This is a genomic window from Ruminococcus sp. 8Y-12, assembly GCF_058119865.1.
The window spans coordinates 2,485,915-2,508,553 of record NZ_CM176623.1 but is presented as its reverse complement, the minus strand read 5'-3'; the positions used below and the strand labels follow the sequence as shown (position 1 = coordinate 2,508,553).

The following is a 22,639-nucleotide window of genomic DNA, read 5'->3' as shown; positions in this document are numbered from 1 at the left end:
CTCGCTGCTTCTGTCATAAACCGCTAAAACTTCCGCTGGCTTATCTTCTGTGGGCAAGCCACCGTCCGCCTGCGGCTCCGGCTCCCGTGCCTCTGGCATCCCTTCCGCCGACAAACCGCCTTCTGCCTGCGGCTCCGGTTCTTTGGACGTTATGCGTAAACCAGTTCGTTCATCACGATTTCCTCCGCCGCCTGCCGGATGTTGTTCATCATCGAAAGCCACAACATCTGGTCTTTCGCTTTCAGTTCCTCCGTCACCTCCTGCGACTGTGTCATCTGCGACACGATCTGCTCCATCCTGCCCTGCGCCTCCTCCTGCGTTTCCTTCAGGTGCTGGTTCAGCTTCCCTTGCGTCAGCAGGCTTAAGAATATCCCGTAATGCTGCTCCTTCAGGTAATTCCGGCGCAGTGAGCCGTACTTCCCAAGGTGTACTTCCGGTTCGTCCGGTACGGTGATGTCCGGCAGAAGGTAATCGCCCTGTTTGCTGTAAGCTATCTCTCTCATCATCAAAACCCCTTTCCGAAGTGCTGTTTTTGTCTTTCTCGCTTTCATTATACCTGCCTGCATTTTCCCCGGCAAATGTGCGGCTCCTTCTTTTTTCCTCTTTTTGCAGTTTCAGGATGGTGTCGGAGATTTCCCCCAACGCCATTTCCGCCACGTCGCTGGTGGCTGTGCCGAACAGGTTTACAAGCTCCTGCGTGTTGAAATCCGTGATGTTTCGGAAATCATCTGCATCCAGATAGGTTTCCGTGTCTATGCCGCACCGCACCATTACCATGTAGGCTATGCTGCTTGATAAAAGGCTCTTTGCCTGCACCTCCACGCTGTACTCGTCCAGTTCCTCTAAAAAGCTGCCCGTGCGGTAAGCCAAAATATCCTTTAAATAATCTGCGATGTTGTCATCGGCTGCGTTTTCCGCCGCCTCCAGTATGGTTCCCGCAAAATCTAAGCTTTCCCCGGACACGCCGAAGGCATTTGCAAGGGTTTCCTGCACGTCCTGCCTGTATTTCTCCCCTACCTCCCACAAAGGCACGGGGCGCACCAGACGGCGGTAGCGTCCCTCCTGCGTGTCGGAAATGTCAAAGTAGTGCTTTAAGCGCATGGTTTTCGCATTTTTGTCAATGACCACAATCCCTTTGGAATCCCGCTTCACCCAACGCCCAAACTTCCTGTTCCAGTCCTCCATCTGTAAGACTGCGGTAGCGTCCGGACGCTGCACATGGACTAACAACTGCTCGTCAAAGGGCAGGCGGTAATTGCGGCAGGCGGAGTTTAAGAAAGTCATCCAGTTTTCCGGCGTTGCGGCCACTTCCTTTACGGCTTCCGCATACAGCTCCGTGATAATGTCAAATCTCTTTTTTGCCAATGTGTCTGCACCTGCCTTTCCCGCTATACCTCGCCGCCGCCCAAAAATGTGATGACCTTGTTTGCCTTCACCGCTTTCTGAATCCCGTTTATCATCACAATCTCCGCCACGGAAATACCCGGCAGTGCCAGAATATCGTCCATCGTCATGGCAAGGATTGCTTTCTCATCGCTAAATCCCGCCTCCATCAGCTTTGAGAGGGAACGGACATATTTGTTGTTTATCTGCGCCATATAATTACCTACCTTTCCTTATGATTGTGCGTCTTTTTGCACATAGAGGGATACCCGGTGGGTGTTTCCATATTTCTATTTTTCTGCGGCTCTGCCTGCACTGGCTCACAAGTTGCCCCGCTCCGCTCCATGCGCTCGGCAAATTCGCAGATATGGTATAAGTTGCTGCCAATCTCGCTGTGGCACTCGTCAATGAACCTGCAAACCCGCTCATTCTTTTCGCCCCACCCGGTCGTAATGAGAATCTTTTCCCCATCCGGGATGCGGAACAGCTCTTTGTAATGCGGATCAATGAAGCGTATGCCCTGCCTTGCCTTTTTCATATGGCTGTCCAGCCATTCTTTTACATAGCAGAAACAGTAGAAATTATAGTCCCCTTTTACGGGGTTGCACCGTATCAGGTAAGCGTGTTTCTCTGTATCCACCCGGAAGCCGTACTCTGTGCCGCAATTCCCTGAAAATGCACTGTCGGGGTAACTTCCTGCATAACTTCTCATTTTGCTCCGGCTCTCTAAAAGCCCGTATTCTTCAGAACGCAACGCATTGATAACCCCAAATTCCGTCTGAAATTCTTCCGTTTTCAATGACTGCCTGTGGTCGTTCCATGTGGTGTGAAACTCATTCCCCCGGCTCCCAAAATCGCCACGGAGATACCCGATGCTCCCGGTCTGCCCCTGAATCTGCATACTCTGCCTGTAAGTGTATTTCTGTTCTTCCTGCCCCATTGCCCGGATTTCCATATCAGCGTTCCTCCCTTCCGCCTGCCTTTTTCTGTTTATGGGAGACGTCCTTTAAATATTTCCCATAGTCCACTGCGTCACGCAATACGTCCTCCACGGATTTATAGCGGTCATCCCGCAGGTTCTTTTCCACCCATTCATATACCCGGCAATCAGAATGGAACACCGCCTTTGCAACCTCGTTCACCATGCGGAGCGAATTGTCGTCCCGGAACAGCCGCACCAGTGCGTCGGACACTTTATTCCCGCCATTCTGTAACTGCACTTCTATGTCGGAATACGCTTTGAGATATACCTTTTCCGGTGGCTGTGTGATTCCAATGCTCCCCAGCACATCCGCCAATTCCGGCGTTGGGAACTGGATCACCGCACTGCTGTCCCCATATTTTACGAATGCTTCCAGATGATACCCTCTGTCCGGGTTCCTCTGCGCCGCTTTTTCCTCCCTCTGCTCCAGATACAGAATTTCATCCATTGCCCGCTGGCATAAGTCTTTTGTAGCTTTCAGCAGGCTGTCCGTATAATGCCCCCAAAAGTAATCCGTCTGTCCCTTGCACTCCCATGTGACGAAAGAATTGGGGTTCTTCATGTTTACACCCAAAACAAACTCAGCATTTCCCACGAGGATAGATGTTGTGATAACAAACCCCGCATTGGTTCTGAAACTGTCCATTTAGCGCACCTCCATATCCTTATTCTGATTCTGGTTCGGGGCAGCTTTCGCCGCCTCCTGTTTCTGAATTTCGGCAAAGCGTTCCTTTGCCCATTCCGGCAGGCACTCCGGCTTTACCTCGCCCGCAAGGTCATACCGCTCCCACCTCTCATGCTCGCCCGAATAAAGGGTAATGCAATAGCAGGCGCTCCCAAAGGAACGCTCCCTCGCACCGTTCCCGCCTGTCACTAAGATTAACTGGTGTTCCGCAGAACGGTACTCCGGCCTTAACGCCTCCGGCTTGACCGCCATTACTTTTCCTACGATGTCCCCGCACTGAAACGTGGGGATACACCTGTCCGCTGTGATTTTTTCCCTCGGCACGTCCACTTTTTCCTGCTCCCCATGCACCTTTACGCACTGTGCCTTCACCCGGTCGGCAAACAGCTCCATAATCTCGGCGTAATCATCGCCCACCATGCACTCCTGATAGGATTCCATAATGCTGTTGCTGACATAAAAAGCACAGAAATACGGCATTTCTGCCTTTTCATCCACGCCGAATATGACTTCCTTGTCCCCGATCTGGATTCCCTGCGTAATCTCATAGCTTTCTACCATCCGCTTCTCTTTTTCATCGCCCATGCTCCTCATCCTCGCTTTCTTCCATGACTTTCTTTCCGTATTCGGTAAAGGCATACCATGCCGTCCGGTCAAAGCGGCTCCCATTGTGTTCGCCCTGCACCAGAATCCCGGCATTTTTCAGCCTCCCAATCCCACACGTTATCATGCCCCTGCTGAGATAGGGCATATGGACGGTAAACGCCTTTTTGCTGCATCTCATCCATGTGTTCCCCTCATAGCAATGTCTATGGTGGAACTCGTTTTCTTTCACTTCCCTCCAGATATGCTCCAAAAGCAGGGCGGCGGTTATGCCGAACCTCTCTGCCATCCCGGAATTAAATCTCTCTGCCATTCGAAAACCTCCTTTCCTCCGGTATGTAAAGGGCGGCTTACCGCCGCCCCGTAACACTTCCTGCATAGATTTGCCTGAATTACCGCATGGGTTTGTTTTACCCTTTCTTCCTGCGGATTCTCAAGAATACCGCCGTACCCACGATAAACGCCACCAGTGCAATGCTGATTCCTGTCTTCACTTTCATACGCTTAGTCCTCCTGTTCTTCTCTTTTTCTGCTCATTGCCGCCAAAACACTGAACACGCCGATTCCCGCCACGGATAAAGCGGATAAGGCAATCCACAACCCCACGTTGCTCTCATCGCCCGTCTTTGGCGTGGTGATAATCTCCACTGGCTTTTTCTCATTGGTCATGGCCGCTTTCACAACCTGCCCGTCCTCTCTGATTTCAAACGGGAACTCCCTTTCGTCAATCAGGTAGCCTTCCGGTGCGTCATATTCCTGATAGGTGTACTTGCCATAGCGGAGCGTAAAGGTGGCAAGCCCGTCCTTATCAGTCACGCCTGTCGCAACTACATTCCCGTCCTTGTCTTTGATACGGAACTTTGCATTGGGGAGCAGCTTCCCGTCGGATACGTCCGTCTTTGTCAGCTCCAGCTTTCCGGTAATCGGCTTGTTGATGAACCCAACGCCTGCCTCGTTCTCCACGTCCACAATCTTCCCATCCTCGTTTATCTCAAAGAAATAAGCATTTTCATCCAGTACGAACCCTTTTGGTGCAGTCTTTTCTTTTACAAAATAACCTCCATACAATAACCCGTCCGTCTGGTAAATGCCTTCGGAGATTTCCGGGATTTCAGCAACCAGTGCGTCTTTCTTCGGGTTGAATTTCTGGTTTCCGTCTGTGTCCTGATACAGTTCAAAGACTGCGCCTGTCAGCTTGTTTGCCGGGTAGTCTGCGTCAACCTTTGTCAGACGGACGCTGCCGATAATCAGCTTATCCGTGATTTTAATCTCAATCACTTCTTCGTTTACCGTAACAGAAACATAATGCAGTGCTTCGTTCAGCACATACCCCTCCGGTGCCGCAATCTCCCGCACGATATAGGTTCCAAACGGCACGTCCTCAAAGGCAAACGCCCCGTCTGCGTCTGTTACGGACACCAGCAGTGCGGTATCTTCGGTAAATTCCTCCGTGCCTGCCGAAAACAGTCCGATGGTGGCATTTTCCAGCGGCTGATCCTCCGTGTCCACTTTGATTCCCTCGATTCTTCCACGGAGCAGCTCATTTTCAATGGGTTCCCCGTCATTTGCATGAATGCTTACAAGCGCCGCATCCTGCCCCTGATAGGAGAACTCCACCGGGTACTTCTCATCGGAAAGGATATAGTGCTGGTCGGTGCATACCTCTTTCACATAGTAACTGCCAAAAGGCAGGTCGCTGGCAAAAAATGCCATGCTGTCCGTGCTGCAGAACACAATCTCAATGAGTCCGTCTGCCGGGATGACGTCACCATTGGAAGCGGTCAAGTCCTCTGCGGCATACAGCCCAAAGGCTACGTTCTGGATTTCCCCTTTGTTCCCGATGCCAAAGGCTTCGTCCTGCTCCAGCGCTTTTGTTAAGTCAATCGTCACTTTCTGGCGCTCATTGTAAAAGGCGGTGTCGGTTTCCGTCACGGAAACTTCCTGCCCCGCATAGACCAGCTCGATTTCATGGGCTTCGATATTCAGCACACATCCATCGGGCGCAGCCACTTCCACGACTTTATATTTTCCCAGATACAGCTCTTTCGTCTCTGCGTTCCCGTCCTCATCGGTGGTGACGGTGTCCACGACTTCCCCTGCGCCTGCCCGCACAGTTCCGTCCTGCGTCACAATGTCCTCTGCGGCGATGATTTCATATACCGCCCCCGCTTTCCCGGCCACTTCATAGACCGGGGTATAGATGCTGCCGTCCTCGGTTAAATCCCCGTCTTTGTCGATGAAGCCGTCACCGGAAACCTGCACGCCCGCAAACTCCTCGGCGGTCTTTGACACAAGGATTTTTCCTTTCTGCGGCACGTTCTTCTGCTCCGTCACCACAACGGTGACGCCGCTTTCCTCGGTGGAGTTTTCCTGCGCCACGGTGAACGGGATGGGCGTGGAATCCAGCACATAGCCATAGGGAGCCTGCACCTCAACCATTGTGTACTCCCCAAAAGGCAGCTCCTCCGGCGTAATCAGGTATCCATCTGCCCCGGTGTAGAACGTATCCAGCGTTGTCACTTCCGGGTAGGTGTACTTCATGGTGACAAGCTCCCCTGCGCTGTCATAAATCTGGTAGCCTGCGCCTGCAAGGGGGATGGTGTTCCCGGTTTCAGCGTCTTTCTTCACAATCTTGATATAGGACGCAAACGGCCTGTTGTTGATCAGGTAACGGTAAACCTCCCCGTCTTTGCTGACATACACGTCAAAGTCCTTCATCCGCTCGCTGCCTTCCCACCCTTTGGTCTGGTGGACGGTGTAAACGCCATAAGGCAGGTCTTTTGTTTCCGCATAGCCGTACTCATCGCATACCAGTGTGTCCCGCTCGCTCTCTTTTGCATTGTCAAAACTTCCGGAACGCTTCAGATACACCTGAAATTCTGCGCCCTCCTCCGGCGTTTCAATCTGTGTGCTTCCGTCATCGGTGTGCTTGATGATGGAAATGCGCCCTTTGATGACCTGCTCCTGCACGTCATTGGACGTGGTGTTCAGCTCAATGGTGTAATTCTCCGGCTCCGCCCCTACATGGTGTACGGTTTCATCCAAAAGATAACCCTCGGACGGCGTAATCTCCCGGACGCTCCAGTTATTGCCGCAGATATAATACTTTGTAGTAAATTTCCCCTCGCTGTCGGTAGTATAGGTGTCAATCAGGGTGTCCCCGTCATAAATGCCATACACTGCGCCCGCCAGCGTTGCGTCACCCTGCGGCTCCCCGGTTTCCTTATCTGTTTTTGTCACGTTGACACGGAACTTCTTTAAGATGTTGGCCACGGTTGCGCTGGTGACTTCCTTCCACTTGATTGTGACGCTCTGCTTCTCCGGGATGACATAGCGGACTGCGGTGTCCACTTCCTCAAGGGTATATGGTGTGGAGCCGGAAATGAGGATGTTAGAGAACATAGCGACACCGTTTTTGTCGGTCACTGCATACTCATCTACTGTTGCGCCGGAGAGGGAAGTCCCGTATAAATGGAACCTCACGCCCTCCACCAGATTGTCCTCGGAGCCTTTGATTACTTTCAAATCCCCACGCTTTAAGATGTTGGAGAATTCCACCTTTGCGGTCTGCCCGCCTGCAACGGTCACTTTCTGCGATTTCTGCGGTTCATAGCGATCCTCTGTCAGTTCAGTCACGGTGTAGGTTCCCGGATTCAGGTTCTCCACCTTAATCTTTCCGTTCTTCCCCGTAACCACCGTCTTGTTGATTCCGTTGCCCGTAATCAGGAACCTGAAACCCTCCACGATCCCATCCTCGGACGTTTTCACAATCTGCACATGGCCGTAAGGGATTTTCACACTCAGGTACACCGTGATGTCGGCTGCGCTCTCCACGCCCACCACGACATCCTGCAAAGACGCATCGCCATAGGCTACCAGTGTGCCGCTGACTGCCGGGCTTCTCTTGGTTGCGGACAAAAGCACGTCCTCCGTCACCGCCTTTTTTGAAGTGATGGTTAAGGTATTCCCGGACGCACTCACGGACACGCTGCTGTTGGATGAGGTGAAGTTATATTTTGATAAAACCCCGTTCGTATCCGTCAATTTCACAACGTATTTATCCCCGTCCCATGAAAGCTCCTTCATGACTGCGTTCCTGTCGGTAGACGCAAAGCTGGGGATTGTCCCGTGTTCCTGCATACCCGCCACAATCTGGCTGTACGCTGCGGACACACCGCCGTTTGCCCCGTTTGCGCAGATGCTGTTATAAAACTTTCCGTCTGTCTGGTTATACGGGGCATTGGCGTTCCTGCACCCGGTCACAATCTCCCATATGACCATCTGCGTGGCAACCACCTTTTCATCCTCGGAACCGGGAAGGCTCCCCATGCTGCCCTGCGAACCGTACAGAAGCGCAAGGTTCACGGCGTCCCTCTGGCTCCCGCTCAAAGCGTTCCATGTTTCCGACGCATTTGCCTGCAATGTGTTCCCGGTGTGCAGCGACACGCCCGGCTGGATACAGAAGGCAGGCTCCCCGTCCGCATAGATACGGGTTCTTGCCTCCCCCGCCTCTCCGCATACCCTCCCGTCGTGGGTGACGGTCTGCTGGTAACGGATGGCATTGCCTGCCCCGTCATGGCAGTACGCAAAGGTAATCTTCGCTGTTTGCGACGCCGCCAACACGTTCATGGACGGAAGCACGGAAACAATGGATGCCGCCGCCATCATCAGGGCAAGCCCTCTTTTCAATCTTTCTTTTAACTTCTTCAATCTACTTACCTCCATTTTATTTTTTGACTTATATTAGAATCCTGCTCCGGCAGGATTCCCTGCCTGCGGCGGGTTGCGCCAGCAACATAATTCCGCTCCGCCGCAGTGCAATCCCCCGGAGGGTTTTCGTGCAGGGAACGCTGTTTCCTGTACGAAAAAAATCCCTGCAATGTGCAGGGTTGGTAAACTGTTGGTTCTGTTGTGCCAGCCAGAAAAAGGATAGCCACCGGCTCCTTATTGTTTTTTCGGCTGGTATTCGGCTGGTAACGAAAAGGGGTAGGGTGTGGGAAGGGGGAAACGGTGAAAAAGGCTATCCGCAAAAGGGCATAGTTGCCCCACGGTGGAAAGCCTTATTGTCACCGTTCCCTGTCCTTGCTCCGCTCCCGTTTCCGGTACAGCTCCAATGCCTTTACAATCGTATCTTCCATCTGTTTCGCAGGCGTCCCCGGTGAAAAATATTTACTGATACGCTCTTTTGGCATACGAAACTGTTCCTTCTGGTTCCCCTTTTCCTCTGATAAAATAGAGAGGATGACGTCCTCATTCAGCCTCCCCTCGTCTGCAAATTTACGCATTTTAATTGCCTGCGCATGGCTCGGTGTGCAGTCCTCTAACTGCATGGTGTCAAGCAGGATTGTCTGTTGCTCTTTCGGCAGGTAAGACAACTCTACCGCTGGACGTATGGCGATTTTACCGCTGTCAACCATATCCAGTATCGGTGTGATTAGCTCGGTCAAGCGGATATATCGCTGAATTTGACTTCTACTTTCGCCCACTGATTCTCCCAACACTTCAACAGAATATTTTCCTAACTTCTGCCCCACTGGGGTAGAAGTTAAATCAGTACGCTGTCCCTGCCTATTCATAGCCGCTAATTTCATCTTGTAGGCAAACGCTTTCTCTGACGGCAATATCTGCTCCCTTTGCAGGTTTGAATCTACCATAATTATAATGGCTTCATCATCTGTCAAGTTACGGACAATGCAGGGTATCTCTTTTTTCTCTGCAAGCTCACTCGCCATTTTACGCCTGTGTCCGGCTATCATTTCATAACCACCCTCCGGCTTTTCCCTGACAAGGGCAGGCACCAGAACGCCATACTGCTTTACGCTCTCCGCCATATCCGCCATGCTTTCGTCCATCTTCACCTTAAACGGGTGGTTGGGAAAATCGCTGATTTCCTCTAATGGGATTTCCCTGACGGATTCCCGGCTTTCGTTGTCCCGTTCCTCCTGCGTGCTGAACAGGTCAGCGGCTGAGGGAAGCGGCATTTTTATCTCTTTCGCCACTGCGTATCACCTCCCTCGTAAATGCTCCATACGCCTTTGCCGCCGCACCGTTCTTGTCATAGCTGTAAATGCTCTGCCCTGCGGCGCTGGTTTCCGCCGCTTTCACCGCAACGGGGATGACCGTCTGGTACACTTTGATTACCCTCCCGTAATTCTGCCTTAGATTGTCGGCTGTGGCACGGGCAAGGTTTGTCCGCATATCTGCCAGCGTCAATAACACGCCATCTACCTTTAATCCGGGGTTAATCTGCCGCTGTACCTTTCCTATGGTTTTCATAAGCTGTGTCATTCCCTTTAAGGGCAGATAATGCGCCTGCACCGGGACAATCACGCTGTCTGCCGCCGCAAGCGCATTGATGGTGAGCATACCCAGACTCGGCATACAGTCAATCAGGATATAGTCATAATCCTTTTTCAACCCGCTAAGATAGGATTTCATGGTGAACTCCCTGCTCATGGCGTTTACAAGCATGATTTCCATGCCGGACAGCTCGATATTCGCCGGAATCAGGTCTACACCCTCATCATGGTGTAAAATCCCTTCGCCCGCCTCCATCGGTTCATCACGGATAATCTTTTCCATCTGCGTTGCCAGCGTGACAGAAAGATTGTCCTGGTCTGCCCAGCCCAAAGAGGTTGTCAAGTCCCCCTGCGGATCGGCATCCACAAGCAACACTCTCTTTCCTTCTTTTGCAAGCCCTATCCCTAAGTTTACAGCAGTCGTGGTTTTGCCCGTTCCGCCTTTCTGGTTTGCAAGGGCGATTACCTTACATTTAGACATCACGGTTTACCTCCTTTCCTGAAAAATTTAATAGCCACTCTGTATAAAGCAGAATGGCTATGTATGGGTTTTGGGCAATAAAAAAACCGACTGATTCTCGTTTTGAAAATCAATCGGCTATGTAGCTAATTTTCAATTTGTAGTTTTTTCAACCATATATCCTTTTTGATTGCAGTCTGTAATTATTTCATTTGCAATTTTTTCATTACAATTTACCCCAATTATTACTCTTGATACTGACAATCCACAATCTGTATAGCTTATGTTTTGCCCTTTATATCCTAAATCTTCTTTGATATACGGTCTAACAACTCCATTATTAAAACTACTATCTTCATATGGTTCCTTCAATATCCTTACTTCTTTTTCTTCATAAGATTTCATATCACCATTCATTGGATTTTTTGTTACAAAAGGTAATTCTGCCATAGGCGAACCATTTTCCAATAACTCTTGTTTTGGTCTGGAATAGTCATTTATCAAAATTGAAGTATAATCTATCTCATCCTTATTGAAGTATTCAACAGGATACAGCATATCATAATTTTCCACATTAAATACGATACAGATTCCATTTTTATGATTCGCATATGCTTCCCACATATACTCTTCCTTTTTATATGAAAAAGAACATACATCATATATCTCTTTCATTGTTTCAACCATAAACTTTATATTTTCTTCTCTTATTCCAGTTTCTCTTGAAACTTTTTTACTATCATATTTAATCTCAAATTCTGTTTTATCGTTCAAATATATATAATGAGAGAACCATAGCATATCTCTCCTTAAACATTCTAGTTTTCTCAAATTCGATTTTTCATTGTCATCAAATGCTATAAACTTATAAATCTTATTTTTTTCTATAAAAGATTTCAAATAAACAATCTTAAAATCTGAAGCCTTCTTTCTTGAATAATTATAATATTCTCTATAAAATTCCAAGACCATTTCTCTCCCCTCTATACAATAATTCTGTCAAAAATATATACCCCTATTCTCATTACGAACTTTTACCGCAAAAAGTCACAAATTCTATTTATCCGCCTAATACCATCTAGTCCGCAATCACCCATTTTGTCCGCAAAATCCGTACTTTCCAGTACAAAACAGCACCAAATATCATTCATTTTTGCCCTCAAACACTCTAGGACACAAAATACTCTATCGAGTATTCATTTTACCCTTCCTACATTATAAATTATTTCATATTTTTCATCAATCCATATTTTCCATATGATAACTTATAATAATTTAAGGGAAGATACACCATTTTACATTCAAATTTGGAAGATAGTGCTATCCCCCAAAAAGAAACACCAAGCAAACTTCTCCCCTTTTACGAAAAGAACGAGGCAAACTTTCACACACCATTTGGGGGATATCCCTTCCCCCAACTCTTCCCCCAAAAATCCCCCAAATCGGCACTCAAAATACGGTAATTTACGATAAGTTATGAATCTCTCCCAAGAACGCAAAAAACCCCTGAAAATGCCCATTCTATGGGATTTTCAGGGGTTCGTAAATCAATTCTTCTCAGAAGTTTACTGATTCATCTGCTTTGCCACTTCAGCCGCAAAATCCTCTTCCTTCTTCTCAATACCTTCTCCGGTTTCGAAGCGAACGAAGCTCTTTACAGTAATCTTAGCACCAACAGCCTTAGCTACGGAATCCACATACTGCTGTACGCTCTGCTTTCCATCCTCAGCCTTTACATAAACCTGATCCATCAGGCAGATTTCTTTCAGCTCTTTGTTGATACGTCCCATAACCATACCGCTGATGATCTTATCATTTGCATCCGGTTTCTCGTTCTTGGCCTGTACAGTGAGAATTTCTTTCTCTTTCTCAATGTAATCCTGGTCTACCTCACCTCTGTTGGTGTACAGCGGCTTCATAGCTGCAGCCTGCATAGCTACATTCTTTGCCATCCCTTTGACGTCATCATTTACTACATCTGTCTCAACATCTACCAGAACGCCGATTTTTCCGCCTGCATGGATGTAGGAAGCCACAAACCCGTTCTCCTCCACAACCTGCTGGAATCTTCTGATGTTCATATTCTCGCCGATTACCGCGATCTGGGAAGCCAGCTCCTCTTTTACTGTCTTGGAGGTGTCTGCTGCCCACGGCTCTGCCAGGAAAGCGTCGATGTCAGCTGCAGTGGTAACCAATGCCTGCTCTGCAACCTGTTTTACATATCCCTGGAATTTTTCATTCTTTGCAACAAAGTCAGTCTCTGCGTTTACTTCAACGGATACTGCTTTCTTTCCGTCCTCAGAAACCATATTCATAACAATACCTTCTGCTGCGATTCTGTCCGCTTTTCTCTGAGCAGTTGTAAGTCCTTTTTCTCTTAAAAACTCTACAGCCTTGTCCATATCGCCTTCTGTAGCGGTCAGCGCTTTCTTGCAGTCCATCATTCCAGCGCCTGTCATTTCACGTAATTCTTTTACCATTCCTGCTGTGATAGCCATTTTATTTTCCTCCGAAATCGATGATTATTCGTAACTGTTCTGTACCTTCACAGTTACATGCAAAATCCCATTTAAAACCGCCTTCGGCAATTGGATTTTGCACACTTGAATTACTTTCTTACGGTCTGTGCAGTAAATGAACACAGACCTGCTGAATAGTTACGACTATTCTTCTGTTGCTACTTCCTCTTCCCCTACAAACTCTTCCTCAGCAACATCTGCCTCTGCACCCTGGTTTGCCTCGATAACAGCGTCTGCCATCTTGGATACAATCAGTTTAACTGCTCTGATAGCATCATCATTGCCCGGAATTACATAATCCAGCTCCTCGGGATCACAGTTTGTATCTGCAATTCCGATCAGGGGAATACCCAGAGTATGCGCTTCCTGAACACAGATTCTCTCTTTCTTCGGGTCTACTACAAAGATTGCATCCGGAATTCTCTTCATTTCCTTGATACCGCCAAGGTTTTTCTGAAGTTTCTCCAGCTCTTTCTTTAATGCGATTACTTCTTTCTTGGGAAGTACATCGAAAGTGCCGTCCTCCTGCATTGCCTCAATCTCTTTTAAACGTTTAATTCTGCTCTGGATGGTCTTAAAGTTTGTCAGCATACCGCCCAGCCATCTCTCATTTACATAGAACATGTTGCAGCGCTCAGATTCTGTTTTGATTGCATCCTGCGCCTGCTTTTTTGTACCAACAAAAAGAATGGTCCCGCCCTCTGCCACGATGTCAGATACTGCCTTGTAAGCTGTGTCAACCATTCCTACAGATTTCTGTAAGTCGATGATGTAGATGCCATTTCTCTCTGTATAGATATAGGGAGCCATTTTGGGGTTCCATCTTCTTGTCTGATGTCCGAAATGTACACCTGCCTCGAGTAACTGTTTCATTGAAATTACACTCATTGTTTTTCTCCTTTTTGGTTAATTTCTTCCGCATGCTTAAAACTTCCTCTGAGACCAGATTCTGGCACCATCTTTGGAATCCACATGCGTGATTTATTTTTGCCTCTAGCAGTATATCACAGCAAACCGCGGGATGCAAGCATTTTCTGCGATTTCACCGCATTTTACCGCATTTATACAGCAAAATGCAGCACATCCGCCCTCAGGGTTTCTGTGCTGCTCTTCTATACTCTCTTTACTGATCAATCTATAGCTGTATTTACCATTGTACTACGCGTATCTTACTCATGCCGCAATGCATCGATCGGATTCAGATTGGCTGCCTGAATGGAGGGCAGGAGTCCAAATACAATACCAATCAGCATGGAGAAGATTACGGAGATAAAGATCGCCGGAACACTGATCGCCACCGGTATTTCTGCTACTCTGGATATCACCTCCGCCAGGACAATCCCGGCTATCACACCAATGACTCCCCCGAGACTGGTAAGCACCGCTGCCTCTGTTAAAAACTGTCCCAGGATACTCTTCTTTTTCGCTCCAATTGCCTTTTTCAGACCAATCTCGCTGGTACGCTCTGTGACAGTCACAAGCATGATATTCATAACACCAATACCGCCTACCAGAAGTGAAATACTGGCGATCCAGATCAGCTGTACGTTTGTGGACTCGCTGAGCTTCTGCTTGGCAGCCTCGGATTCCAGAGCATTTTTAGATTTGTATTTAATGTCTGTGTTGGATACGCTCAGGGATTCATTTACAATATCCGCACACTTTTTGCCCGCTGCACTCATATCATCTGTGGACGCGGCTTTCACAACCACGTTCTGCGGCTCATCATACTTGTAGACAATCGGCCATGCGGCGGATGGCATATATACAATGCCGCTGGCCTCATCGCCCAGATAAGTATAGTAGTCATCCATGCTGTTGATGACAGGCTCAAACTCCTCACTTTTTTGGGCGATTCCGATCACGGTAAAGGGTTCCCCGCTGATCTCAATTACCTTTCCCAGAGGGTCTTCCTCCTGAAACAGACTGCTGGCTGCCGTCTGGTCCAGAATCACCACCTTATGAAACTTGGTGAAGTCTTCCTCCATGAACTTTCTTCCTGTGCGCACCACATAACCGCAGGTGTCAAAATAGTTGTTGTCCACCCCAAGTACATTGGCTCCCTGGAGATTCACATCCCGGTAATAAACTCCCTCCGCATAGTTCCTGCTGTTGTACAGGGCTACACTCTCTACCTCGTCCAAATCCTCGATCTTCTGACGGACTTCCTCGCTGATCACAGGCACACCCTTGGGCGCTGGCTGGTAATCGGAGATGTCATAAGTCCAATCCCCCTGGTAGAGCTTTACGTCCACTGTATTGTTTCCTGATCCGATCAGGTTCTCTTTAATCTGCTCATTGGTTCCCTGAATCGTAGATACAATGGAGATAATAGACGCAATACCAATAATAATACCCAGCATAGTCAGGAAGGAGCGCATCTTGTGGGACCATATCCCCTGTAGCGACAGGCGTATATTTTCTAACATAGTTTTTCCTCCTATTCCTCCATACCCATTGGGACTGCTCCATCCATATTGATCCCCATATCACCGTCCGGATCAGCTTCGTCATCCTCATCTTGGCTGTCCTCTGAGTCCTCTTCCCCGTGGTTTATAACCCTTGCGCCCTCTTTGACATTTTTGCCGTAAGGAAACGCGATGCGGTCTTCCATGGTCAGTCCTTCCAGAATCTCTGTGGAGGTAGAGTACGCCGTAGCCCCTGTCTTCACATACTGTTTCACCAGGCGATTTGAATCATCTGCTTTATACACATAGCTCTGCCCGTTCTCAGAACGGATATAAGCCTTCTCCAGGTAGATGGAATCTCCACTCAATGCGCTCTCGTCCTGAATAGACAGTTCTACGGACTCATTGTTGCTCAATCCGTCAGATTCCTCTATATAGGCCAAAAACGGATACTGTGAGGAGTTCGTATTGCCATCCCCTCCAAAATAATCTGAGCTGTCAGGATACTCGGAAATCTCTGTGATACTGGCTGTAAAATTGGTGCCGCTTTCATAGGACATCCCAGTCATGGTACTTCCCACCTTTACCTTGCCCAGCTTCAGTTCACTGATGGTTCCCTTCACATAAAGCCCCTCGTTGCTGGTTACAGACAGAAAAGCCTCGTCCCCAACTTGTCCCATCTCAGGATCACCTACACTCTTCACAACTCCGTTGATCGTGGCGATGATCGTAGCTTCATCCAGTTTTCTCTGGGCCTGTGTGACCCTGATGGCTGATTCCCTCTTATCCAGTTTCAGGTCTTTGATATCGTCCTCTTTTTGCTGGATTGCCTCTTTCAGCTCTGTGACGGTATAGACATCATCCCCGAATCCGTCTCCAAAAATATCGTCATCTCCGCCATCGTCATCTTTATCCACGGGTTCACTGACATCCGGTACGTCCTTGGTGACCCCTTCACTTGTAAATGTCCAGGTAACTCCCGGCTCATAAGCTTTGTCTGCCTTCACGGTTCCATTGATGCTGATAGATTTTACAAATCCTCCGGTTATGGAATCTCCCTCACGGATCTCCAGCACTGCATAGCTTCCTGTGCCATCCCCGCGCATTCCCCCATTTTTCTTGGAGGTCCCCGCCTCATTAAAGCCCAGCATTTTGTTCATAAAGGAAGCCTGAATCACTACTCCGTCTTTACAGAAAAACAGATAGGGATCTTCCTTTGTTCCGCTTCCCTGATAGGGTTTGGAATCGTATTTCAGCGTCTTATGGGCTTTAATCTCCGCCAAAGGCGACTCTACCGGCTTGTTGTCCTCCGTATTCTTCTCACTCTCTGTGGAATCCGGCCCCGCATTGGGCTTTTCTGTTACAGGTGTCTCAGGTTCTCCGGAAGCCCCGGTTGTCTCAGACTCACTTTCTGTCCCCGGTACGCTCTCTGAATCCCCATTTCCGTTAACCGCCTGTTCAGAGGACTGGTTTAGCGCCTGTCCCTCCTGGCTTGCCGCTACCATTACAGATGTATTTTGAATGAGTCCGGCTTGTTTTGCGCTTGCCTCATCATCGTCATCATCGTCATCGTCCGGAAAATCAAAGCCGCCTCCGCCGCCGGACGGTCCGCCGTAATTATCGGGAACGGGTGATATTTTCTTTAGCCTTTCCAGCTCCTGTTCCGCCGCCTTTATCTGCAAATCAATGGCCTGTGCATCCAGTTTTTCAGACTCCAAATCCAGCTCCAGCAAGGTTGTGTCGTATGCCAGGAGCTTATCGCCGATTTTGACTTTATCTCCTTCCTTTACAAACACCTTGTCAACCAATTCATCTGAATCCAGGAATACATCCTGAGTGGCATTGGAGGTGATGACTCCATAGGTGGGCATGCTCTCTCCAAACCATCCTGTGCTCAGATTGGACACCGGCATTACCTCCACTGGGTCCGCACTGTTCTGCACCAGCTTATAGATACCAAAGCCTGCTCCTGTCACCACCAACACCACGGCGGCACAGATGCCTGCAATTACTCTTTTTTTCACAGAGACACCTCCTGTTCCTTATGTTCGGAAATTTCTCCATCAAAAATATCTACTATTCTCTTGGCGTTTCCCGCAATAGCCCTGTCATGGGTAATCATGATCACGGTCACCCCATCCTCATTCAGGGATTTAAACAACTCCATAACCTGTTTTCCTGATTTGGAGTCCAGAGCACCCGTGGGCTCGTCGGCAAGCAAAATCTTGGGATGGTTCACCATAGCCCTGGCAATGGCAACTCTCTGCTTTTGTCCTCCTGATAGCTGGTTTGGCACAAATTCCAGACGGTCAGACAGTCCTACACGGTCCAGGGCCTCTGCTGCCTTTTTGTTTCTCTCTTTTTTAGGAATCCCTGCATAAATTAACGGGAGTGCCACATTTTCAAGAGCGCTCTGTCTTGGCAGAAGCTGAAAGGTCTGAAATACAAACCCCAGCTTTCGCAGTCTCACTTCCGCCAAATCCCCGTCTTTCTCCGCCAGAACATCCATTCCATCCAAACTGTATGTGCCCTGGGTGGGGCGGTCCAGACAGCCAATAATATTCATCAGCGTGGATTTTCCGGAACCGGATGGTCCCATGATCGCGACATACTCTCCTTCTTCCACATGCAGCGTCACATCCTTTAATACCGGAACCACCATACTCCCCTGAATATAATCTTTATAAATATGGTCTAATTCAAGTATCACTCTGCGTCCTCCATTCCACTTAGGCTACCGGCAAGTCCTCCGGCTTCTCCTACGCTTCCGTCATCCTCATCCCCATAATCTTCCTCGTCTTCGTAGTTCTCTTCGTCCCCGTAGTCTTCTTCGCCGCCGTACTCTTCGCCGCCTTCATACTCCTGGCCGTCCATTCCTCCCAGCATACCGTCCGTACCGTCAAAGGAGGGGATGGAATTATCACTCATACCGTCCGAAGAGCCGGGCATTCCTCCGCCCGGAACCTGATTTACATTCTTTTCAGCTTTGGCTCCCTCTGTGATTGTCTCATCAGGGAACGCAATGTAGTCATCCTCTGTCAGCCCATCCGTAACCTGATACTTCTGAAGCTCCTCGTCAAATTCTCCAAGAGTAATCTCTCTCTTTTCAATCTTATCTTTAGAGGTGGCCGCCCAGACATAGGCCTTGTCCTCCTCCTGCATGATATAGTAGCTGTCCAGCCAAATGCCTTCCTTCTCCTCACCCTGGCCGTAGTCCATCTCAATGTACACATGCTGCCCCAGCATTAACCCGTCCACAGACTCCAGCTCCACATAAAATGGATAATTGCTGGAATTGGTCGCTGAGGAATCGGAACTGCTGGAAGAAACATAATAGCCCGCGTTCTCATCCTTCTCCGGATTTTCAAGGTCCACTGCTGTCAGTGTGCCCTTCCAGGTTGTGTCATTCACACGGGAATGTACAATGACAGGCTGTCCCTCAACAATGGCTGACATATTCTGCTCATTGACAGTCCCTTTTATTCTGAAGTCTCCAACCGCCAGGATTGTCATAAACGCCTCTGTCTCACCATTCAATCCTCCCGCGCTGGAATCATTATCTGTTGCATTTATTGTTTTCACCACACCATCCATCTCGCTGATGACTGTTGCGTTTGCGATACTGTTTTTCAGCTTATTGATCTCAACTTTTTTGCTCTTTTGTTCATACTCATTTTTCTTGATTGTATTCTCCGCAGAGTTTATCTGAGTTGTATAGCTGAGCTGGGCGTCGGAGGATGCCTCCGCCTTCTCCTTTTTCAACTGGGTAATCTGAGCCTTTGTCTGTTCAATCTCATTTCCCAGACGGTCCAGGTCAATCTCAGCCTGTGCCAGACTCTCCTCCATCTCTTCCGTACTGTATGTAAAGAGTTTGTCACCGGTTTTGACCTCGTCGCCTTCTTTTACTAAGATTTTATCCACCTTTTTGTCCGATGGAAGTTCAATATTCCAGGTTTTCTGTGGCTCTACCACACCGCTGAACCGGTCATTCAAACCGTTTCCGCTTCCAAGACCGCACAACTCGGCCACTGAGTCCACATAGACCGTATTCTCCTTAGTGGTTTCGGAGGAATCTTCTCCCCTTACCAGCCAGATAACCACTCCTGCAATCACGATAACTGCCAATACAATACCTATGATGATCATCCGTTTCTTTTTTATCTTCATTGTCACCCTCCAAATTTCTGTGAACAGTTTTATTCATGTAACAGTATAGCATGTCTGCAAAGTATGTACATACTTAATTTTCTCTTAAAGTGTGAAATTTTCGTCACAAGTCCCCGAATTTGTAAGACAGTTATTTCTATGTTGTAAATCAGAATCCCACAAGAGGGATTCTCCGCCAGCCGAGGACGCTTTCGCATGAAAAAACTGCTGCCGGCCAATTCTATGACGCAGCAGCAGTTGTATTTATACATCCACGATACTCTTTTTAGTTCAGAAACAACTATCAGATCAGAGGATATTTTTCCGTCAGACTCTTAACCAGCTCTTTGGCCTTCTCCTGATTTTTCTCCGGGTCCTGGATCATCATGGCGATCGCATCCGCAATCACATCCATGTCTTCCTCGTTCATCCCTCTGGCTGTCACAGCCGGAGTACCCAGACGTACACCGCTGGTCACGAAAGCGGACTGAGGATCATTAGGAATCGTATTCTTATTGCAGGTAATGTTTACGCTGTCCAGCAGATTCTCCACTTCCTTACCTGTTCTTCCGGTATCCACCAGGTCCACCAGCATCAGGTGATTATCCGTGCCGCCTGAAACGATTTTAATGCCTCTGCTCATCAGCCCCTCGCAGAGCGCCTTGGCATTTTTCACGATATTTTGCTGGTATACCTTGTATTCATCGGAAAGCACCTCCTTGAAGCAAACCGCCTTTGCAGCGATCACGTGCATCAAAGGACCACCCTGGATTCCGGGGAATACCGCTTTGTTGAAATTAAACTTCTTTGCCGTCTCCTGGCTGCAGAGGATCATTCCTCCTCTGGGTCCGCGCAGGGTCTTGTGTGTTGTGGTCGTTGTCACATCCGCGTAGGGAATGGGACTGGGATGCACGCCTGCAGCCACCAGGCCGGCAATATGCGCCATATCCACCATCAGGTATGCGCCCACCTCATCGGCAATCTCTCTGAATCTTTTGAAATCAATGACACGCGCATAGGCACTGGCGCCGGCCACGATCAGTTTCGGCCTGCACTCCAGTGCAAGCTCTCTCACCTTGTCGTAGTCAATCACACCGTCATCATTCACCCCATAGGGTACTATATTAAAATAAGAACCGGAAAAGTTGGCAGGACTGCCGTGCGTCAGATGACCACCATGTGCCAGGTTCATTCCCATCACAGTATCCCCGGGCTTTAACATTGCAAAAAATACCGCCATGTTTGCCTGGGCTCCTGAATGAGGCTGTACATTAGCATAGGTGCAGCCAAAGATCTCCTTTGCACGCTCCATTGCAAGACGTTCCACCTCGTCTACGCACTCGCAGCCGCCGTAGTATCTCTTTCCCGGATATCCTTCCGCATACTTGTTGGTCAGGGGACTTCCCATTGCTGCCATCACAGCCTTGGATACCCAGTTTTCTGAAGCAATCAGCTCAATATGACTGTTCTGTCGTTCCTCTTCATCCACAATCGCCTGGGCTATCTCCGGGTCGACTGCCTTTACTTCATCCAGTGAATACATTGATATAATCCTCCTAAAATAACGATATTGGCACTGATACATTATCACATTACAGTATTAATAATATAGCCGTTTTACCACACAATGTCAAGCAATTTGACAAGATGTTTATTTTCATATAAACTGTAAGAAATTGTTCATTGCAGGTAACTGTGAATGCACTAAACAGTTACCATTGCAGAATCTGGCAAACAGGAGGGGTTCCACATGTACATTCTGGTAATTTATTGGATAATTATCAATTTCATAGGAATACTTTCCATGTGGGCAGATAAGAAAAAAGCCCAGCGAAGAAAGTGGCGCATCCCGGAGCATACTCTGCTTTCAATCGCTATTCTGGGCGGATCAGTGGGTTCCTTTTTAGGAATGCACCTGTTTCATCACAAAACAAAACATTTGAAATTTGCTGCAGGGATTCCTGTCATCTTTATTCTTCAAGTGGCACTTGTCCTTTTTGTGCGCTTCTCCCTGCCTAATTTTCTTGATTGAAGGAGCCTTTATGAGAAAGTACGGTCTTACGATTATTTGCAGCATACTATTGTTCTCTGTCCTCTTTTTGACCGGATGCGGAGATTCCAAGCCTGAGAAGATGGTCCGTTCCGAGCTGGATCAAATCCAAAATCTGGACGAGAACACCATAAAAGCCTTTGTATCCTATGAAGATATGATGCACTCCCAGTCCTCGGGCAGTGATATCGGCAAGGAGACAACGGAGGCGGTTCAGCTGTTCTTTGAGAACTTCAGCTACCGAATCCTCTCTTCCAGCGCCACTGAGCGGACTGCCACAGTAAATGTGGAGATCACAAACTTAGACGCAAAAGCACTGGCAAAGGATTTATGCAAGGAACTCATCCGCCGTTCCATCTCACCGGACAGTACGGATGATTCCCTGCTTTCTATGAACTCTTACTTTACCTTACTTAGGGATATTTTAAATTCCCACGAATACCAGCAGGTGTCCACCTCCGCTCACTTTGAACTGGTAAACACGGACGGTTCCTGGACCATACAGAGCACGGAAAAGCTGGAGGATGAGATTGTAGGAGGCTTTATCTCCTGCCTTCATGATCCCTATCTGATCACGCCGGAGGAGACCGCCGCTTTAGCGTTTGATATGTTCAAGGAACAGAGTCCAAAGGAATGGGTGTCTTACCTTGGCATGAACGATATTTTCTCCACCTACAGCAGTCTCTACCAGGATGTGGACCTGGCTCTGGCCAAACAGATTGCCAAATGCTTTGACTATAAAATAAAAAAAGTGACCCAGGAGGAGGACAATGCCGCCGCCACCGTGGAAATCACCAGCCTGGATATGGAAAGTGTGCTGGATGTATATCTGGATAAGCTGATGGAATATGCCTCCACCACCGAGGCCGTAAGAGCTACGGACACTGAGCTGGCGGACAAAACCTCTGAGCTTTTAATTGACACCTTGAACAACAACACAAAGACCACCTCAAATACCATAAAAATTCACTTTACAAACAACGGGAAAAATTGGGAGATGCAGCTGGGAGATGACTTTACGGACGTTATTCTGGGAAACATGAATGCGGCAGTGGAGACTTTTCAAAGCAAAACAACAGGCTCCTGATTGGAGCATACCGGAGA

19 protein-coding genes are annotated in these 22,639 nt (G+C 48.4%); 2 read left to right on the top strand and 17 right to left on the bottom strand.

Going from position 1 to position 22,639, the window contains the following annotated elements; translation table 11 throughout:
- Positions 1-149: 149 nt before the first annotated feature.
- From AC0THY_RS09255 to glyA, 17 genes are all read right to left on the bottom strand, one after another.
- Entirely contained in the window at positions 150-503 is a 354-nt protein-coding gene (locus tag AC0THY_RS09255) for a TnpV protein (protein ID WP_489994165.1), read from the bottom strand.
- An 885-nt stretch (positions 504-1,388) separates the two neighbouring features.
- Complete coding sequence (locus AC0THY_RS09250) at positions 1,389-1,598, bottom strand: hypothetical protein (RefSeq protein WP_103241281.1); 210 nt, start codon at positions 1,596-1,598, stop codon at positions 1,389-1,391.
- An 8-nt stretch (positions 1,599-1,606) separates the two neighbouring features.
- A complete protein-coding gene (locus AC0THY_RS09245) occupies positions 1,607-2,338 on the bottom strand; it encodes a hypothetical protein (RefSeq protein ID WP_489990340.1) in 732 nt (243 codons plus the stop codon).
- A 1-nt stretch (position 2,339) separates the two neighbouring features.
- Positions 2,340-3,011, bottom strand: coding sequence for a hypothetical protein (locus AC0THY_RS09240; protein ID WP_489990339.1), 672 nt, complete (start codon positions 3,009-3,011; stop codon positions 2,340-2,342).
- Entirely contained in the window at positions 3,012-3,635 is a 624-nt protein-coding gene (locus tag AC0THY_RS09235; RefSeq protein ID WP_489990338.1) for a hypothetical protein, read from the bottom strand.
- Positions 3,625-3,966, bottom strand: a complete 342-nt coding sequence (locus AC0THY_RS09230; RefSeq protein ID WP_489990337.1) for a hypothetical protein — start codon at positions 3,964-3,966, stop codon at positions 3,625-3,627. The genes AC0THY_RS09235 and AC0THY_RS09230 overlap by 11 nt, the downstream gene beginning before the upstream one ends.
- A gap of 191 nt (positions 3,967-4,157) precedes the next feature.
- A complete protein-coding gene (locus AC0THY_RS09225; RefSeq protein ID WP_489994164.1) occupies positions 4,158-8,321 on the bottom strand; it encodes a SpaA isopeptide-forming pilin-related protein in 4,164 nt (1,387 codons plus the stop codon).
- Between the two features lie 398 nt (positions 8,322-8,719).
- Positions 8,720-9,634 (bottom strand): ParB/RepB/Spo0J family partition protein, encoded by a 915-nt coding sequence (locus tag AC0THY_RS09220; RefSeq protein ID WP_489994163.1) that lies wholly within the window; start codon positions 9,632-9,634, stop codon positions 8,720-8,722.
- Complete coding sequence (locus AC0THY_RS09215) at positions 9,612-10,433, bottom strand: ParA family protein (RefSeq protein ID WP_489990336.1); 822 nt, start codon at positions 10,431-10,433, stop codon at positions 9,612-9,614. Before AC0THY_RS09215 ends, AC0THY_RS09220 begins: the two co-directional genes overlap by 23 nt.
- Before the next feature lie 132 nt (positions 10,434-10,565).
- Complete coding sequence (locus tag AC0THY_RS09210) at positions 10,566-11,378, bottom strand: hypothetical protein (protein WP_489990335.1); 813 nt, start codon at positions 11,376-11,378, stop codon at positions 10,566-10,568.
- Between the two features lie 599 nt (positions 11,379-11,977).
- Positions 11,978-12,910, bottom strand: coding sequence for a translation elongation factor Ts (gene tsf / locus AC0THY_RS09205; protein ID WP_489990334.1), 933 nt, complete (start codon positions 12,908-12,910; stop codon positions 11,978-11,980).
- Positions 12,911-13,075: 165 nt separating this feature from the next.
- The gene (rpsB, locus tag AC0THY_RS09200) at positions 13,076-13,819 is read right to left on the bottom strand and encodes a 30S ribosomal protein S2 (protein ID WP_489990333.1); all 744 of its coding nucleotides are present in this window, start codon (positions 13,817-13,819) and stop codon (positions 13,076-13,078) included.
- A gap of 281 nt (positions 13,820-14,100) precedes the next feature.
- Complete coding sequence (locus AC0THY_RS09195; protein WP_489990332.1) at positions 14,101-15,360, bottom strand: ABC transporter permease; 1,260 nt, start codon at positions 15,358-15,360, stop codon at positions 14,101-14,103.
- An 11-nt stretch (positions 15,361-15,371) separates the two neighbouring features.
- Entirely contained in the window at positions 15,372-17,363 is a 1,992-nt protein-coding gene (locus AC0THY_RS09190; protein ID WP_489994125.1) for an efflux RND transporter periplasmic adaptor subunit, read from the bottom strand.
- Positions 17,360-18,049, bottom strand: a complete 690-nt coding sequence (locus tag AC0THY_RS09185; RefSeq protein WP_489994124.1) for an ABC transporter ATP-binding protein — start codon at positions 18,047-18,049, stop codon at positions 17,360-17,362. Before AC0THY_RS09185 ends, AC0THY_RS09190 begins: the two co-directional genes overlap by 4 nt.
- On the bottom strand, positions 18,046-19,506 hold the full coding sequence (locus AC0THY_RS09180) for an efflux RND transporter periplasmic adaptor subunit (protein ID WP_489994123.1): 1,461 nt from the start codon (positions 19,504-19,506) through the stop codon (positions 18,046-18,048). The genes AC0THY_RS09185 and AC0THY_RS09180 overlap by 4 nt, the downstream gene beginning before the upstream one ends.
- Positions 19,507-19,789: 283 nt before the next feature.
- Positions 19,790-21,028 (bottom strand): serine hydroxymethyltransferase, encoded by a 1,239-nt coding sequence (gene glyA / locus AC0THY_RS09175; protein WP_489994122.1) that lies wholly within the window; start codon positions 21,026-21,028, stop codon positions 19,790-19,792.
- Between the two features lie 207 nt (positions 21,029-21,235).
- Between glyA and AC0THY_RS09170 the strand changes: the two genes are divergently transcribed.
- The gene (locus tag AC0THY_RS09170) at positions 21,236-21,517 is read left to right on the top strand and encodes a DUF1294 domain-containing protein (RefSeq protein ID WP_489994121.1); all 282 of its coding nucleotides are present in this window, start codon (positions 21,236-21,238) and stop codon (positions 21,515-21,517) included.
- Between the two features lie 10 nt (positions 21,518-21,527).
- A complete protein-coding gene (locus AC0THY_RS09165; protein ID WP_489994120.1) occupies positions 21,528-22,622 on the top strand; it encodes a hypothetical protein in 1,095 nt (364 codons plus the stop codon).
- Positions 22,623-22,639: the final 17 nt, after the last annotated feature.